General features: G+C 67.7%; 14 protein-coding genes. 3 read left to right on the top strand and 11 right to left on the bottom strand.

The window, feature by feature from the left end; genetic code table 11:
- Positions 1 to 123: 123 nt before the first annotated feature.
- Positions 124 to 633: a DNA-directed RNA polymerase subunit beta gene (locus tag ACIA5H_RS00605; RefSeq protein ID WP_397072877.1), complete on the bottom strand. Its 510-nt coding sequence runs from the start codon at positions 631 to 633 to the stop codon at positions 124 to 126.
- 114 nt (positions 634 to 747) lie between these two features.
- On the bottom strand, positions 748 to 957 hold the full coding sequence (locus ACIA5H_RS00600; protein ID WP_364427856.1) for a hypothetical protein: 210 nt from the start codon (positions 955 to 957) through the stop codon (positions 748 to 750).
- Positions 958 to 1,070: 113 nt separating this feature from the next.
- Between ACIA5H_RS00600 and ACIA5H_RS00595 the strand changes: the two genes are divergently transcribed.
- On the top strand, positions 1,071 to 2,669 hold the full coding sequence (locus tag ACIA5H_RS00595; protein WP_397072875.1) for a helix-turn-helix domain-containing protein: 1,599 nt from the start codon (positions 1,071 to 1,073) through the stop codon (positions 2,667 to 2,669).
- Positions 2,670 to 3,221: 552 nt separating this feature from the next.
- On the top strand, positions 3,222 to 3,911 hold the full coding sequence (locus ACIA5H_RS00590) for an esterase/lipase family protein (RefSeq protein ID WP_397072873.1): 690 nt from the start codon (positions 3,222 to 3,224) through the stop codon (positions 3,909 to 3,911).
- 185 nt (positions 3,912 to 4,096) lie between these two features.
- On the opposite strand, the gene ACIA5H_RS00585 is transcribed toward ACIA5H_RS00590, so the two are convergent.
- The 7 genes from ACIA5H_RS00585 to sucB form a co-directional block, all read right to left on the bottom strand.
- The gene (locus ACIA5H_RS00585; RefSeq protein ID WP_397072871.1) at positions 4,097 to 4,675 is read right to left on the bottom strand and encodes a transglycosylase SLT domain-containing protein; all 579 of its coding nucleotides are present in this window, start codon (positions 4,673 to 4,675) and stop codon (positions 4,097 to 4,099) included.
- 669 nt (positions 4,676 to 5,344) lie between these two features.
- Positions 5,345 to 6,778: an ATP-binding protein gene (locus ACIA5H_RS00580; RefSeq protein WP_397072869.1), complete on the bottom strand. Its 1,434-nt coding sequence runs from the start codon at positions 6,776 to 6,778 to the stop codon at positions 5,345 to 5,347.
- A 130-nt stretch (positions 6,779 to 6,908) separates the two neighbouring features.
- The gene (lipA, locus tag ACIA5H_RS00575; RefSeq protein ID WP_355072885.1) at positions 6,909 to 7,949 is read right to left on the bottom strand and encodes a lipoyl synthase; all 1,041 of its coding nucleotides are present in this window, start codon (positions 7,947 to 7,949) and stop codon (positions 6,909 to 6,911) included.
- A gap of 10 nt (positions 7,950 to 7,959) precedes the next feature.
- Positions 7,960 to 8,706, bottom strand: a complete 747-nt coding sequence (gene lipB, locus ACIA5H_RS00570; protein WP_397072866.1) for a lipoyl(octanoyl) transferase LipB — start codon at positions 8,704 to 8,706, stop codon at positions 7,960 to 7,962.
- A 359-nt stretch (positions 8,707 to 9,065) separates the two neighbouring features.
- Positions 9,066 to 9,602: a GNAT family N-acetyltransferase gene (locus ACIA5H_RS00565; protein WP_379253035.1), complete on the bottom strand. Its 537-nt coding sequence runs from the start codon at positions 9,600 to 9,602 to the stop codon at positions 9,066 to 9,068.
- Positions 9,599 to 10,507, bottom strand: a complete 909-nt coding sequence (locus ACIA5H_RS00560) for a TIGR01777 family oxidoreductase (protein WP_355072890.1) — start codon at positions 10,505 to 10,507, stop codon at positions 9,599 to 9,601. Before ACIA5H_RS00560 ends, ACIA5H_RS00565 begins: the two co-directional genes overlap by 4 nt.
- A gap of 19 nt (positions 10,508 to 10,526) precedes the next feature.
- Entirely contained in the window at positions 10,527 to 12,308 is a 1,782-nt protein-coding gene (sucB, locus tag ACIA5H_RS00555; RefSeq protein ID WP_379253037.1) for a 2-oxoglutarate dehydrogenase, E2 component, dihydrolipoamide succinyltransferase, read from the bottom strand.
- A gap of 260 nt (positions 12,309 to 12,568) precedes the next feature.
- Between sucB and ACIA5H_RS00550 the strand changes: the two genes are divergently transcribed.
- Positions 12,569 to 12,931, top strand: a complete 363-nt coding sequence (locus ACIA5H_RS00550; RefSeq protein WP_379253038.1) for an oxidoreductase — start codon at positions 12,569 to 12,571, stop codon at positions 12,929 to 12,931.
- Between the two features lie 203 nt (positions 12,932 to 13,134).
- Here ACIA5H_RS00550 and ACIA5H_RS00545 read toward each other — a convergent pair whose 3' ends face one another.
- Both ACIA5H_RS00545 and ACIA5H_RS00540 read right to left on the bottom strand, forming a co-directional pair.
- On the bottom strand, positions 13,135 to 14,646 hold the full coding sequence (locus ACIA5H_RS00545) for a leucyl aminopeptidase (protein WP_397072863.1): 1,512 nt from the start codon (positions 14,644 to 14,646) through the stop codon (positions 13,135 to 13,137).
- Positions 14,647 to 14,655: 9 nt separating this feature from the next.
- Positions 14,656 to 15,456 carry a TetR/AcrR family transcriptional regulator gene (locus ACIA5H_RS00540; protein WP_379253041.1) on the bottom strand — a complete coding sequence of 267 codons (801 nt, stop codon included), beginning with the start codon at positions 15,454 to 15,456 and terminating at the stop codon, positions 14,656 to 14,658.
- Positions 15,457 to 15,565 lie beyond the last annotated feature (109 nt).

Raw genomic sequence — 15,565 nt, 5'->3', positions numbered from 1 at the left:
GTCGTCCTGAAGTCTATGACGCATATACAGGGTCTCCGGTTCCACCGGATTCGGTTCGTTCGGATCAGGAGCTTCGGGTCGTTGGGTCATCTGATCGACGGGCGCGCAGGTGAGTGGGTGTTGCTAGGGGTGTTCTCGCGGCTGGTCGGTTTTTTGGAACCCATAGTGGTGGTGTGCAGTTCGGTCCGCGCAGATGATGATCGACTGGACGACGGTGCTGATGTGCGGGCGGAACGCGTCGCGTGGTGCGACGACCCACCGGCGGTATCCAGTTCGTTCGTCGGCGGGGGAGGGCAGCAGGATCTCGCCGCCATCGGGGACGATCGTCGCGGAGGCGCGCAGCAGTGCGACGAAGATGTCGGTGTCGTTGGCGAGCTGGTGGGTGTCGTCGGGGCGGACGAGGATCGTCCAGCGTCCGGAGCCGTGTGCGATGACGGGGCCGAGCAAGTATTGCCCGGCGAGGTCGGAGTGGACCATTCTGCCGAGTTGTTCGGGCACGGTGACCGCGCCTACGTCTCCCGCGCGCAGGGTGATTCGCCGAGTTTCCTGGTGTACGTAGCACGGCAGGCCGTAGACGTGCCGGTAGCGCTGGCAGCGGGTGAGTGTGGGATCGGAGGCGGGATCTGTATTCATGGCCGCTCCGTCAGCACGAATCGGGGTGGAGTCGGCCTCGTTCGAGTTGGGCAGATCGCATCGTTGCAGTCTCCGTTCGCATTTCGAGGATGAAGGGGTGGCGGGGCGGAGCGATCAGTCCCACAGCTGTGCGCAAGGAAGGTGCGGGAGATCGTCGTCCAGGTCGTCGTCCACAGTCACCGTGATTTCCGGGAACCGTTGCGCCAGTGCGCGTGCGACGCTTTCGGCCTGTTCGGCGCTTGCCTGGTAGTCCAGGCGCAGCGGACCGGTTTCGATTTGGATGTGGCGGCGTCGGTTCGGCGGCCCGGGAGCAGCTGCCGTCACTGCGGCCTGCTCGGGTCCGGCACCATCCGTCCGCTGTCGACCAGCACCTGTCGCGCCGCCGCTTTGCGTGCGCAGTATTTCGCGCGGCAAGCCACATGGATCTGCATCACCTCATGGGCCTGGCGGATACTGAGCGGCCGCATCGGCGCTTGGTGGGCGGCCGCGTCACACAGGGCGATGAGTTGGTACATGGCGAGGGAATGCGTGGACACGGGAAACCTCTCTGTCTCGCGGATCGACCGGTGCCCGGTACCGGGGGCTTTCGCCACCGGCCCGCCACTCTGGCGGGCTGGTGCGCCGCGCAGAGTGCGGCGTCGCCCCGGTACCGAGCATCCGCGAGCGAAGGTAGGTCGCGCGAACACCGAGGTGGGAGCACGGATCGCGATTTCCGTTCCGGCTATGCGAAGGGCCGTATATCCTGCCGGTGCAATCGCTTTCGGGGTAAAAGCTGTGGGGAAATTCGACAAACGATCGGGGGACGCTCGGCCATGTACATGACCACGGGCGAAGTGATCCGGCGCATCAGGAAATCCGTCGGCATGACGCAGACGGAATTAGGTGCGCTCATCAACTTCTCGCAGCCCGCTGTCTCGGGTCTGGAGCGCGGCGGCCCGGCCTCGCACGATGTTCGCGTCCTGCGGCTCGTAGCCCGTGCACTGGACGTTCCGCTTGCCATACTGGTAGTGGAGTCGGACCGGGAGGCAGATGTGGACCGTCGCAACTTCTTCAAAGCAGGGGCATCAGTAAGCGCGGGGGCCGCCATGATGTCGGTTTCCGCCCCCGCGAACGCCGCGTCGGCGTCCGCAGGGAAAGTCGGCGCGAGCGATGTCGAAGCCATCATCGACAGCGTGAATCAGATCCACGAACTGGATCTCGTGGTCGGCGGCGACCGTTTGTGCCGGGTGGCGGCCAATCAGGTCCGCTACGTCGAGCAGCTTCTCGACCAGGGGAGTTACACCGAGGCGGTCGGGCGTGCGCTCACCAGCGCCGCCGCCGAGATGATGACCGCCGCCGGTTGGGTGCACTACGACGCAGGGCGTCTCGATGATGCTCGGCGGTATTACGCCGACGCGGCGAACGCTGCGAATGCGGCAGGTGACGGGATCGCTGCGGCGCATGCGCTGGGGAATGCCAGCTGTCTGATGGCGAGTCGTCCCGGAGACGACGCGAAGGGGAACCCTTTGGCCGTGCAATACGCACAGGCCGGAGCCCGGGCATCGCTCCGCGACGGTGGTCCGAAACTGCGTGCGTTGATGGCGATCAGGGAGGCCGAAGCTCACGGGGTACGCGGTGACAAGTCCGCCATGACGGCGGCGATCAGCCGGGCGCACCGTGCATTCGAATCGACTCGTGGGCACGACCCGGATTGGGTTTACCTGCCGGAAGGCGAATTCGTCGGTGGCATCGGCTGGGCGCAGATGCGGCTCGGCGAGCACTCGCAGGCGACATCCAATCTGCAAGCCGCGATCGAAAGTTCATCGGCATGGCCCAGGGAGCGCGCCGCGTGGCAGGTCCATCTCGCGGAGAACTTCACCACGTCCGGTGACGTCGCACGAGCATGCTCACTGCTCGCCGAAAACTACGACACCATCGCCGGACTCGCGTCCACCCGCCTGCATCAACGCATCGATGCCATCGCGGATACGATTCGCGGTCATTCCCGGGTTCCAGAGGTTCGAGACTTCTTGGCCCGGCGCGCGGCACAAGTCTGATACCTCGTATCCATTAGTCGGCATCGACCAGCTGGTGGGAAGCGCGACCCAGGACTCGCCGCATCGAGGTCTAGCTCGAAGGTGGGTCTTGGCGCGGTGCGCCGTCCCTGGTGCCGCGTCCGGAATTTGATGCGGTACCCACGGTCCGGGGTGGCAGCCGCAAGCTGGCCCATATCCCGCTGCGCGGCAAGCGGCTGGTCCGGATTCAGCGGGCAGTGGTGATGGCGTCGGCACAAGCATCAGCCGGTCGGATTCCTTGCCGAGCTGACGCGAGTATCCGGAATCGTATGCACGGTAGGCGGCCCGCGACTTCAACGGGCACGGGTTCGAGGCTCTGGACTCCTCTCCCGAGGACTCCTCTCCCGACCTGCCCTCTGCTGTCAGCTCGTCGGCGCGGCGTAGCTTCGCCCAGGACCTTCTGCGCGGAATGTCGTGAGAGAACCAAGGACTCGGCGGCGAGTTGAAACAACCAAATCTCACAATGCCCCGGATGAGCCTCGAGGCGCTACCTTCTGTCTGCTCGCAGTGCAGCGAGCAGATCGGAGTCAAATCATGCGCATCACATCGATCACGCGCCGCCTAGGCATGGCCGCAATCACCCTGGTCACGACGGCTACGGCCGCACTCGGCATCGCCACGCCACAGGCGGCTGCGGCGCCGGCGCGGGATCCTATCCTTTTCGTCCACGGCTGGCACGGATCGGCGGCGGACTGGGATTACATGTGGAGCAGATTCCTGGACGCGGGATACTCCGCAGAAGAGATGGCACGATTCAGCTACGACACCACACAGTCGAACAAGGACATCGCACTACAGGTGAAAGCGCAGGCCGATGCGCTGCGCGCGAAAACCGGCGCCGCCAAGATCGACATCATCTCCCACTCGATGGGCGGCCTCAACAGTCGCTGGTACCTGAAGAAGCTGGACGGCCTGAATGTCGTCGACGACTGGGTCTCCATCGCCGGCCCCAATCACGGCACCGACGTCGCCAACGGATGCTTCGACGCCTCCTGCGTGGAGATGCTGCCCGGCTCAGCCTTCCTCGCCGAACTCAACAGCACCGACGAAACCCCCGGCCGGGTGAACTACGGCACCTGGTGGTCGCCGTGCGATGAGATCATCAACCCCGATCAGAGCACGATTCTCAGCGGTGCCACCAACACCCAGACGGCGTGCCTCGGCCATATCGCGCTGCTGTCCTCGTCGACGGTTTTCGAGGGCGTGCGCGACTTCGTGAAGTAGTCGGCTGAGCCCAGCCCGGCAAAGCTGTCCGCAAGCGTCGACGGCCTCCGCGTCGAGGAAGTCCAGCCCGAGTCGTGGGGACAGGGCCGAAACAGCGGTGCCGCGGTGGTGCGGTCGCACCCGGAAACGGCAGCGCCTCCGCGTCGAGGAGACGAGGAGGCGCTTGCCGGATCCGGGTTCGAGGCTCAGTAGGCCCCGTTGACGTTGTCCATCGAGCCGTAGCGGTGCGCCGCGTAGTTGCAGGCGGCGGTGATGTTGGCGACCGGGTCCCAGATGTCGAAGGCGGTGCCGTCGACGTGGTAGGCGTTGAAGGTCGGGTCGATCACCTGGAGCAGGCCCTTGGAGGGGGTCCCTTTGGCGGCGTTGGAGTCCGACAGGTTGATGGCCTTGGGGTTGCCGCCGGATTCGCGCATGATGTTGCGGTGGATGCCCTCGTAGCTCCCCGGAATGCCGTGCAGGCGCATGACGTCGAGGGACTGGCGGATCCAGCCGTCGAGGTTGTTCTCGTAGACCTGCGGCGGGGCGGGCACGAGACCCTCGGGCGCGGGCGCGGGCAGCCCTGGCAACGCGGGCAGCGCGGGCAGTCCCGGCAGAGCCGGGAGGTCGAACGGCGCGGCGACCGGCGTAACGGGCGCCGGAGCGCTGTCGTCGGCCACCGCCACACCGGCGGAGAAGCCGACGGCGATCACGCCGACTGTGGCGGCGAGGGCAGCGCCCTTACGAAGGGACGGGCGGCGGAGAAAAGAAGGGCGTGCGTCAGACATCGAGAAATCAGTTCCTTGTTCGTGCGGCGATCCGGCCGGGAAAACCCAGCGCGGATCCACGGCGGGCACCAGGTAAGGTGTTCGCCATCTCGGCTCGTGTGCGGTTTTCGGATTTCGTTGTGAAGGCCAGGGTTCGAATTCCTGGCGGCGCGACGCGGTGCACGACTCGGGGGCGATGCCCGTCGGTGCCGCTGCCGTACCCGAAGAGAAACAAGCCGTGGGCTGTGGAGCTGTTTCCCAGGTCCCTCTCAGACCTGATCTCAGCTTGATCACGACTGGTTAACGCACGGCAAACAGTCAGTTAATGGTCCGGATAAGCGATCTTGTAAGCGCCGATCGGCTATACCTATCAACGCCACTACCAGGCATTATGCTAGCAAACGTGATTTGGACCACAAATTCGTACTTTGCAGTAACGAGACCAACTTTGTCTCGATCCGATTACTGGAACTCTGTATCCACGCTTGTGCTGACAACTCAGAGCGGGCATGGGCAATTATTTCGCGACTACCTCGCAACCAGTCCTACCGGCTTGCAAGATCGCGCTCCGCGAGAAGTTCCGCTTGTCCCCTGAGTCGATTCCGTTCGCATCGCTCGGCATCCTCGGGTCCTGGACGCAGATTATCCGGGTGTCCGCTCGGGACCGAACAGGCCGATTCGGATCGAGATTCACTCCCATGCTCGAACGAGATCCTCTGGCCCCCAATGCAATGCCAGCGGCAAGTTCTTCGCGACGCCGGATCGCGAGACGGCTACGAGTGCGGTGCCGTGATCGGTTCCGGGCACTGCGGACAGCGAACGGGCGAGACGGTCGTAATCATGGCGGTCGAACGGGCGATCTTCGAGCCACTTGATCGAGCCGACGAAATGCACCGCCCTGGCGACCGGTTCTCGATCGGCCCCGATCAGGTCGATTTCGGGATTGTTCTGCCGGTTCCACCAGCCACCGACCGCCTCGGTGTCCGGCCACCTCGTATCGGGCAGCAGACGCATGAGGGATTCGCGGACCAACGGTTCGATAGCACGTCCGCGCCAGGTGGTCCAGGAACGTTCGATCCGGTTCAGTGCGACATCGCCACGGCCGCGCTCGATGAGTGGAATGCCGCGTTCCAGGAAGGCGAGCCAGAACCGGAGATAGGGGTCGGCGATTCGGTAGCGTTTGTTCTTGGTATCCGGCTTCGTGGACAGCGGAAGATCGCCAGCAACGATTCGCTTGTCCTGCAACATGTTCAGCAGCGGATTGAGGGTGCCCGCGGGCAGTGCGTTCGTTCCACCGGCTTGGGCGGCGATGGTACTGAAGGTTCGTTCTCCGCTGCCGATGGCTTCCAGGACCGCGCGCGAGCGCATTCCCTCCGGAAACTCCCCCAGCAGCGACAACTCGCCTGCCACGAGCAAAGGGGCCAGTGGATTCGCGGCCGCGTCACGCAGGAAGTCGGCACGGCTCATTCCTGGGCGCCACGAACTCACGATCTCGGGGAATCCGCCGGTGATCAGCACCGCGTCGACGCTGTCGGCGGCGTCGAGGCCGGTCATGGCCTGCACATCGGCCAAATGCAGCGGTTCGACGGTCATTTTCGTCGCGCGCCCGAAGAACGGCCGGTCGCGTGATCCGAGTGCCTCCATGACGGAGATGTCGCTGCCGACCAGGAGCAGTAGCACCGGCTTGGCCGACAGGTGGCGATCCCACACCGTCTGCAACGCGCCTTCGAACTCCGGATCCTGTTCGACCAGCCACGGCACCTCATCGATAACCGCGATACAGGGCGCGTCATCGGGTAAGGCGATCGCCAGGGACCGGAGAGCTTGATTCCAGTCGCCGGCCTGCAACCCGCTGATCAACTCCGCGCGACCGAACCCGGACTGAGCGACCGTAGCGGTGAACTCCTCACGCTCGGCAACGGGATTGCGCCCGCGCGTTGCCTGAAAGACCAGGTAGCCGTGGTCGGAACGATCGCAGAATTCCTGGACGAGCCGCGATTTACCGACCCGTCGGCGACCGGTCACGATGACGGCACGGCCCCGGGTGGTGCCGGTGCCCTCGATCACCGAGTTCAGTTGACGAGTGAGCAGGTCGAGGTCTGCGGACCTTCCGGTGAACTCCACACCCGCCTCCTGAACTAAGGTGACAACTTACTAAGAATCAATCTTAGTTTACGCACCGAGAGTGTGGTCTGCTTCGGACACGCGTCGGCCCTCGCGCGCGAAGGCTGGGCGCGAGGGCCGACGGTAAGGATCAGTTGCCGAAGCGGGCCAGCACCGAGCTGGCTTCCTGGGAGGCGGTGCCCTCCTCAGCGAGGTGCGCCATCTCGGGAGCGATCTCGCGGCCATGGTGGGCCATCGCCTGGGCATACAGCCGCCCGGCCCGGTAGGAGGAGCGGACCAGGGGGCCTGCCATGACGCCCGCGAAGCCGATTTCCTCGGCCGCCTCGGAGTGCTCGACGAATTCCTCCGGCTTCACCCAGCGGTCCACGGGATGGTGGCGGGGGGAGGGGCGCAGGTACTGGGTGATGGTGAGGATGTCGCAGCCTGCCTCGTGCAGGTCGCGCATGGCCTGGGTGACTTCCTCGGGGGTTTCGCCCATGCCGAGGATGAGATTCGACTTGGTGACCAGACCGGCTTCGCGGGCGGCGGTCAGGACCGCGAGGGAGCGCTCGTAACGGAAAGCCGGGCGGATGCGCTTGAAGATGCGCGGAACCGTTTCGAGGTTGTGCGCCAGCACTTCCGGGCGCGCGGAGAAGACCTCGGCGAGCTGGTCGGGGTTCGCGTTGAAGTCGGGGATCAGCAATTCCACGCCCGTGTGCGGGTTCAGACGCTTGATGGCGCGGACGGTTTCGGCGTAGAGCCAGGCGCCGCCGTCTTCCAGGTCGTCGCGGGCGACGCCGGTGATGGTCGAGTAGCGCAGGCCCATGGCCTGGACGCTCTCGGCGACGCGGCGGGGCTCGTCGCGGTCCAGGGCAGCGGGCTTGCCGGTGTCGATCTGGCAGAAATCACAGCGGCGCGTGCACTGTTCGCCGCCGATCAGGAAGGTGGCCTCGCGGTCTTCCCAGCATTCGAAGATGTTGGGGCAGCCCGCTTCCTCGCAAACAGTGTGCAGGCCTTCGCGCTTCACCAAACCCTTGAGTTCGGAGTACTCGGGCCCCATGGTGGCGCGGGTGCGAATCCACTTGGGTTTGCGCTCGATGGGGGTTTCCGCGTTGCGGGCTTCGATGCGCAAGAGCTTGCGGCCGTTGGGTGCGGACGCATTGTGTGGTGTCGGGGTATCGACTGAGGTCACTTGATCGACCTTACGCCGTCGCGTTCGTGGTACGCGGGGTGGTGTCACCAGGAGTGACGCGGGAGATATCGTGCTCGCCGACCGGCAGGTCGCCGTCGAGCGCGCGGATGATGGCGTCGGCCACCAGCGGCTTGATCTCGGCGACGGTCACTTCTCGACCGAGTTCGCGGGTCAACGTGGTGACGCCCGCGTCGCGGATGCCGCAGGGGACGATCGCCTGGAACCCGTCCATGGCGGCGTTGCAGTTGAACGAGACGCCGTGCAGGGCCACGCCACGCTGCACGCGCACCCCGATCGCGGCGATCTTGCGTTCGGCGTACAACTCGGTGGCGGACAGCCAGACGCCCGAGCGGCCCTCGACGCGGCCACAGACCAGACCGAGGCCGGTGCACACGGTGATCAACGCCTCCTCGAGGCGGCGCACGTAGTCGACGACGTCGACCGGCTCGGCGAGCCGCACGATGGGGTAGCCGACCAGTTGGCCCGGACCGTGCCAGGTGATCTTGCCACCGCGGTCGACCTGCACCACCGGACTGCCGTCGATGGGCAGGTCGTCGGCCTCGGTGCGGCGGCCCGCGGTGTACACCGACGGATGTTCGAGCAGCAGCAGATGATCGGATCCGTTGCCGTCGGCGCGCTGCTCGGCGATGCCGCGTTGCAGGTCCCAGGCGGCGTGATAGTCGATGAGTCCGAGATCCTCGACCACGATCGGGGTCGTATCGAATCGGGCGGACCGGGTGGTGCGCGGGTTGATCACAGCGACGACGGTACGCCCACGGGGACGGCCGGTTCCAGCACCTCGATGTGGGAACCCCCACAGTCGTGGCGGGGTTGCCAGGTGGAGAGCTGGAGGGTTGCCCTTACGCTGACCGGAGGAGGTTCCCGGTCCTTGTTCGGCCTGATCCCAGACAGGCGATCTCGCATCCCGGAGGCTGTCGCCAGGTCCATGCGATGGGGTCTCGCGGGCAGGTGCCGAGACCGCAGGATCTGAAAGACACGCGCGCAGCGACGCCGAGGCTCGACTACGGACCGGCCGCCCTGCGTAGACGAGCGCATTGCCGCGCGAACAACTGGTATTCCGCGCGAGATTCGGCAGGTGAGGTGCGAAGATGCGGGTCAGTCGACCTCGACCGGCAAGGTCAGCTGCATGAGGGTCAGGTCCATCCAGCGGCCGAATTTGTGGCCCACCTCGGGCAGCACGCCGACGGTGCGGAAGCCGAAGCGTTCGTGCAGCACGATCGAACCGGTGTTGGACGATTCGATGGCGGCGATCATGGCGTGCACGGCGCCCGCGCGGCGCGCACGGTCGATCAACTCGGTGAGCAGGGCGGTGGCGATGCCGCGACGCTGGAAGCGTTCGTCGACGTACACGGAGTTCTCGACCGTGTAGCGGTATCCCGATTTGGCTCGCCAAGGCCCGTAGCTCGCGTAACCGGCCAGCTCCCCGCCGATCTCGGCGACCAGCACGGGCAGGCTCGCGCCGGTGCGGGCCCGGAACCAGCCGAGGCGTTCGTCCAAGCCGACGCGCTCGGTGTCCCAGATCGCGGTGGACGTGGCGATATTCGCGTTGTGGATGTCGAGGATCGCCGGAAGATCGTCGGTGGTGGCGTCGCGGATGACGGTGGCGGGCCTGGTGTCGAGTCGGTCGGTCATCGAACATCTCCGGGTCGTCCCACCGCGGCCGCGAGCGCGGCGCCGATGGTGGGATGGTGGAACTGGTAGCCCGCTTCCTCGAGCGCGGTGGGAATGGCCCTCGGCCCGTGCAGGATCGCCTCCCGCGCCATCTCGCCGACGAGCGCGTGCAGCGCGAATGCCGGGATGACGAGCGGAGTCGGGCGATGCAGCGCCCGGCCGAGCGCGCGGCTGAACTCGGCGTTGGTGACCGGTGCGGGACCGACCACGTTGATCGGACCGGACATCGTGTCATGGGTGAGCGCGAAGACGATCGCGCCGATCTCGTCGGCCATCGAGATCCACGGCGTGTACTGGCGACCGTTGCCCAGCCGCCCGCCCAAGCCGACCGCGTACAGCGGATGCAGCATGCCGAGCAGGCCACCGGCCCGGGACAGCACCACGGCGCTGCGCAACAGCACGGTGCGCACCCCGGCCGCCGTGGCGGGTTCGGTCGCCTTCTCCCAGTCACGGCACAGCGCGGCCAGGAATCCGGAACCGGCGGGCGATGACTCGTCCACCACCCGATCGCCGGTCGCGCCGCCGTAGTAGTGCACGCCGCTGGCGTTGAGCAGCACGGGGACACCCGCGTCGGCCACCGCCCCGGCCAGCACGTCGGTGGGCGTGATCCGGCTGTCCCGCAATTCTTGTTTGAAGCTGCCGTTCCAGCGGCGCCGTCCCACGCCCGCGCCGCACAGGTTGACCACGGCGTCGGCGCCGCGAAGCGCCCGCTCGTCCAGGTGGGCGCGGGCCGGGTTCCAGGCGAATTCGTCCGGACCCGCGGTTTTCCTGCGCACCAGCCTGGCGACCTCGTGCCCGTCGCGGCGCAGAGCCGCGACGAGCGCCGTCCCGATCAACCCGGACGAGCCGGCGATCACGACCTTCATACGTGCCGCGGGACCTTCCTCACAGGCCGAGATCGGCCTCGAACGCCGCTTCCTCGAGCCGGTGACGGATCGTGGTCAGGAAGCGCCCGGCGTCGGCGCCGTCGATCAGGCGGTGGTCGTAGGTGAGCGGCAGGTAGCACATCGAGCGGACGCCGATGGACTCGTTGCCGGTCTCGTCGGTCACGACGACCGGACGCTTGACGATCGCGCCCGTGCCCAGCATGGCCGCCTGCGGCGGAACCAGGATCGGGGTGTCGAACAGCGCGCCCTGGCTGCCGATGTTGGTGATGGTGAAGGTGCCGCCGGCCAGCTCGTCGGGCTTGAGTCCGCCGTTGCGGGCCCGGTTGGCGATGTCGGCGATGGCGCGCGCCAGCCCGGCCAGCGACAGGTCGCTGGCGTTGTGGATCACCGGGGACAGCAGGCCCTGCTCGGTGTCGACGGCGATGCCGAGGTGCACCGAGGCGTGGTAGGTGATCTCCTTGCTGGACTCGTCGTAGCTGGCGTTGACGTTCGGGTGCACGCCCAGCGCCTCGACCACGGCCTTGGCGAAGAAGGGCAGGAACGTCAGGTTGACGCCTTCGCGCTCCTTGAACGCGGCCTTGGCCTGCTTGCGCAGCGCCGCGATCTTGGTGACGTCGGCCTCGTGCACCTGGGTCAGCTGCGCGGTGGTCTGCAGCGACTCGCGGGTCTTGGTCGCGGTGATCTGGCGGATGCGGTTGGCCTTCTGCACCGTGCCGACCAGGTGGGCCAGCTGGGAACGGGCGGCGGCGGGCGCGGCGGGCGCCTGCGCGGCGGGCGCGGCCGCGGCGGGAGCAGCCGCCGGAGCAGGAGCCTTCTTGGCCTCGGCGGCGGCGAGCACATCCTGCTTGCGAATGCGGCCCCCGACACCGGAACCGGTGATCGCGGCGAGGTCGACGTTGTGCTCGTCGGCCAGCTTGCGGACCAGCGGAGTGACGTACGGGGTTGCGCCGTTGGAGGATTCGGCGGCCGCCGCGGCGGCGGGCGCGGGAGCCGGTTCGGGCTTGGGCGCCGGAGCCGGAGCGGGAGCCTGGGCGGGTGCGGGAGCCGGGGCGGCGGCGACCGGGGCCGGTTCGGGCTTCGGGGCCGGTTCGGGCTTCGGAGCAGGTGCCGGGGCGGGCGCGGGAGCCGGGGCGGCGGCCGCCGGTGCTCCGCTGCCGATGACGCCGAGCTGCCCACCGACGGCCACGATGTCGTCTTCCTGGGCGGAGATCTCCAGCAGGGTGCCCGCGACGGGCGAGGGGATCTCGGTGTCGACCTTGTCGGTGGAGACCTCGAGCAACGGCTCGTCGACGGCGACCTCGTCACCGACCGCCTTCAGCCAGCGGGTGACGGTGCCCTCGGTGACCGACTCGCCGAGTTCCGGCATCTTCACCGGCGTGCCGTCACCCGACGACGCGGGAGCGGCCTGGGCGGCGGGCGCGGGCTGCTCGGCGGGAGCGGGCTGGGGCTCGGCGGCAGGCGCTTCCTCCGAAGGGACCGGGGTCTCCTGCGCGGGCGCCGCGGCTTCGGGAGCGGGCGCGGGAGCGGAAGAAGCCGCCTCACCGGGCTCGCTGATCACGCCGAGCTCGCCGCCGACCTCGACCACGTCGTCTTCGTTCGCGACGATCTTCGACAGCACACCCGCCGCGGGGGACGGGATTTCGGTGTCGACCTTGTCGGTGGAGACTTCGAGCAGCGGCTCGTCGACCTCGACCGTGTCTCCTTCCTGCTTCAGCCACCTGGTCACCGTTCCCTCGGTGACGCTCTCACCAAGAGCGGGCATCTGGACGGAGAAGGCCATGTCCGTTGACTCCTCTGACTGCTCGACGGGGTTCTACAACAGTTGATCTCACTGCGGACGCCCGGCGCGGGTCGCGACGGGAGTCCGGAAGCCACCGATCATTGTGCGTGGCACCGGAGATCCGTGTGGTTCTTGTACCGCGGTCCATCCTTGCACTCGCGCGCAAGCCATGTAGCACAGGGCGGCGTACTGCGCGGAGCTGGCAGTATGGGAAGACCGGCGGTGAACATTCTCCGGTGCAGGAAAGGAGGTCGGCGTCGTTGGGTTTGCTGGATCGTTTCCGCGGCGGCGCTGCCCGGGGTGGCGGCACTTCACGTGGGGGTTCGGTGTCCGGGCCGGACGCTCGTCATCTGGCCGACTGGGTGCGCACGCATGTGGGCGTCGAGGGCTACATCGAACCGAAGACCACGGTGACAGATGTCACAGTTGTCCTTATTGCCGCGGATGGTGAATGGACACGCCGGATCGTCGGCGAGCGCGGGGCGCAACGGCTTGCCAAGGATTTGCACATCCCCGTCTACGACGTCCGCAAGACCGGGTATCCGCAACGCATGCGCGACTACGACGCGCGTAAGCGAGTGGAGCGGCAGCGCGAAATGGAGCGGGATCTGTACGACCTCTGAGCCGTCGGATTGTCCGTTGCGCCCGATTCCCGCGGGACCCGTGGGGGTGCCGCGGAGCCGTCTCGCTTGCCGTCAGTGACGCGAGCCGGACGCGCCGGAATGTCGGTCCTGAGTCCGGCCAGGAGCATGGAACACGTGATGCGGTCGGGCGGGGTGGCCTGTGCGCGTCGTCCGGGAGTCGTCCCGGACGACGCGCGTCGCGCTCACTCCCCGGCGATGTCCTGGAGCACGGCGATCAGCGTGCGAACGGGGACGCCGGTGCCGCCCTTGCCGATGTAGCCGAACGGACCGCCGGTGTTATAGGCCGGGCCCGCCACGTCGAGGTGGGCCCACTGCACGTTCTCCGGGACGAACTCCTTGAGGAACAGCCCGGCCGACAGCATGCCGCCCCAGCGGTGCGGCGCGACATTGGCCAGGTCGGCGATCTTGGAGTTCAGGTCGCCGCGCAGTTCGGCGGGAAGCGGCATGGCCCAGCCGTTCTCCCCGACCTCGCGGGAGATGCGGGCAACCCGGTCGCGGAACTCGTCGGTGCCCATCACGCCGGGCGTGCGGGTGCCGAGCGCGACCATCTGCGCCCCGGTCAGGGTGGCCACGTCGATCAGGTACTCCGGGTCGTCCTCGCTCGCGCGCACGATCGCGTCGGCGAGGATCAACCGGCCCTCGGCGTCGGTGTTGAGCACCTCGACGGTGGTGCCGCCGTACTGGGTGAGCACGTCGCCGGGGCGCTGCGCGGTGGCCGACGGCATGTTCTCCGCCATCGGCACGGTCGCGGTGACGGTGATCGGCAGGCTCAGCCGCGCGGCCAGCAGCGTCGTGGCGATCACGGCGGCGGCGCCCGCCATGTCGGAGGTCATGTTCTCCATGTTCTGCGCGGGCTTGATGGAGATGCCGCCGGTGTCGAAGGTGATGCCCTTGCCGACCAGGGCGACCTTCTTCGGGCCGCCCGCGTAGGTGATCCGGATCAGGCGCGGCGGGCGCGAGGAACCCTTGCCCACGCCGAGCACGCCGCCGTAACCGCCCGCTTCCAGCGCTTTCTCATCCAGCACCTCCACGGTGAGGCCCGCGGCCTCGGCGAGTTCCTGAGCACGCGACGCGAACTCGGCCGGGAACAGATGGCTGGGCGGGGTGTTCACGAAATCCCGTGCGGTGGCGACGGCCTCGGCGGTGACCTGCGCGCGGAACAAGGCTTCTTCGCCGAATCCCGGCTCGGGCACGAGCAACTCGACGCGGGCCACGGGCCGCTCGTCCGGCTTGGGCGCCGACTTGTCCGAGCGGAACGGGGTGAACGAGTAGGCGCCCAGGTAGAAGCCCTCGGCGGCGGCGCCGATATCCAGCCCGGACAGCGTGGTCACCACCAGTTCGGTGCCGGACAGCGAGCGGGCGGCCACACCGGCCGAACGGCGGATCTGCTCGGCGTCGAGCTTCTCGGCGGAGCCGAGGCCGACGGCCAGGACGCTGCTCACGCCGTCCAGCCCGACCGGCGCCGGGATGCGGGTCAGCTCCTCGGCTTTGCCCTTGGCGCCCACCGCGCCGAGCTGATCGAGCAGTTCCGCGCGCACGTCGGCGGTGAGCACGTCGCCGAACAGGTCCTCGGGCACGATGGCGGGACCGTCCTCCGAGGAGGTCAACCCGATGACGAGCACATCGGTGTCCGCGCCGATGGTCTCGGTGCGTGCCAGTTCCGGTCCGAGCGAGCGATCTGCAACAGCGGTCATTGGCACAGGCTATTCGCTTCGTTCCGGATGGCGCACCGCGACGCCGTCGAGCAGGAGTTCCACCGAGGTCGCGAGCAGGTCGTCGAAGTCCATCTCGAAGGTGGAGAGGTCGGTGAAGTAACGGTGCAGGACGGGACGCAGCGCCGGGTCGAGCAGTTCGGCGAGATCGCGCGGCGCGGCCGTCTCGGCGGCGTCGCGCGGATCGCCGAGGCGGTCGGCGCGCTCGGAACTCCACAACAGCGCGAGCCCTTGGACCAGGCCCGACAGTGCGAGGTAGATCGCGAATCCGGTCTGCCGGGTCAGGCCGGGATGGTCGAGGGCGGCGAAGTTGCGCTCCAGGACGTCCAGCAGCGCCGGGCCCAGCGGCGGACGGACGCGCGCCAGCAGCGGCAGCATCCACGGATGCCTGCGGTAGAGGCGCCACTCCTCGTGCGCTTCGTGCCGTAGCCGGGGACGCCAGCCGCCGCATTCCGTCCCGGGCGGCGGGATCTCGTCGAGCGCCAGCTCCGCCATGCTCGCCAGGAGCGCTTCGCGGTCGGGGAAGTGGCGGTAGAGGGTGGCGGTCGCGACGCCGAGCGCGCCGGCCAGGCGGCGCATGGTGAGACCGTCGAGCCCGTCGCGGTCGGCCAGCTCCACCGCCGCGCGTGCGATGCCGACGGTGGTGAGCCGCGCCGGACGGGTGGGGCGGCGCACCGGAATCGCCGCGCGGCGGGCGCGATAGGCGCGGGCCTGGCAGGAGCGCGAGCAGTACTTGCGCCGTCGGCCCCGGCTGGGCTGGGCGAGGTCGCCGTGGCAGATAGCGCAGGTCATCCGGATTCCGTTTCGACACACGAACAGGTGTGACGAAATGGTAGTGATACGGCTTCGACCTGCCTAGATTCATGCGTGAGTACGGTGTTCGCAGGGAAAGGGGAGGCGG

Origin of the sequence: Nocardia sp. NPDC051900, from assembly GCF_044452545.1 — a bacterium.
GTDB lineage: Bacteria > Actinomycetota > Actinomycetes > Mycobacteriales > Mycobacteriaceae > Nocardia > Nocardia sichangensis.
Note: the sequence above shows the minus strand (reverse complement) of the source record. Positions and strands in the feature narration are given on the sequence as shown.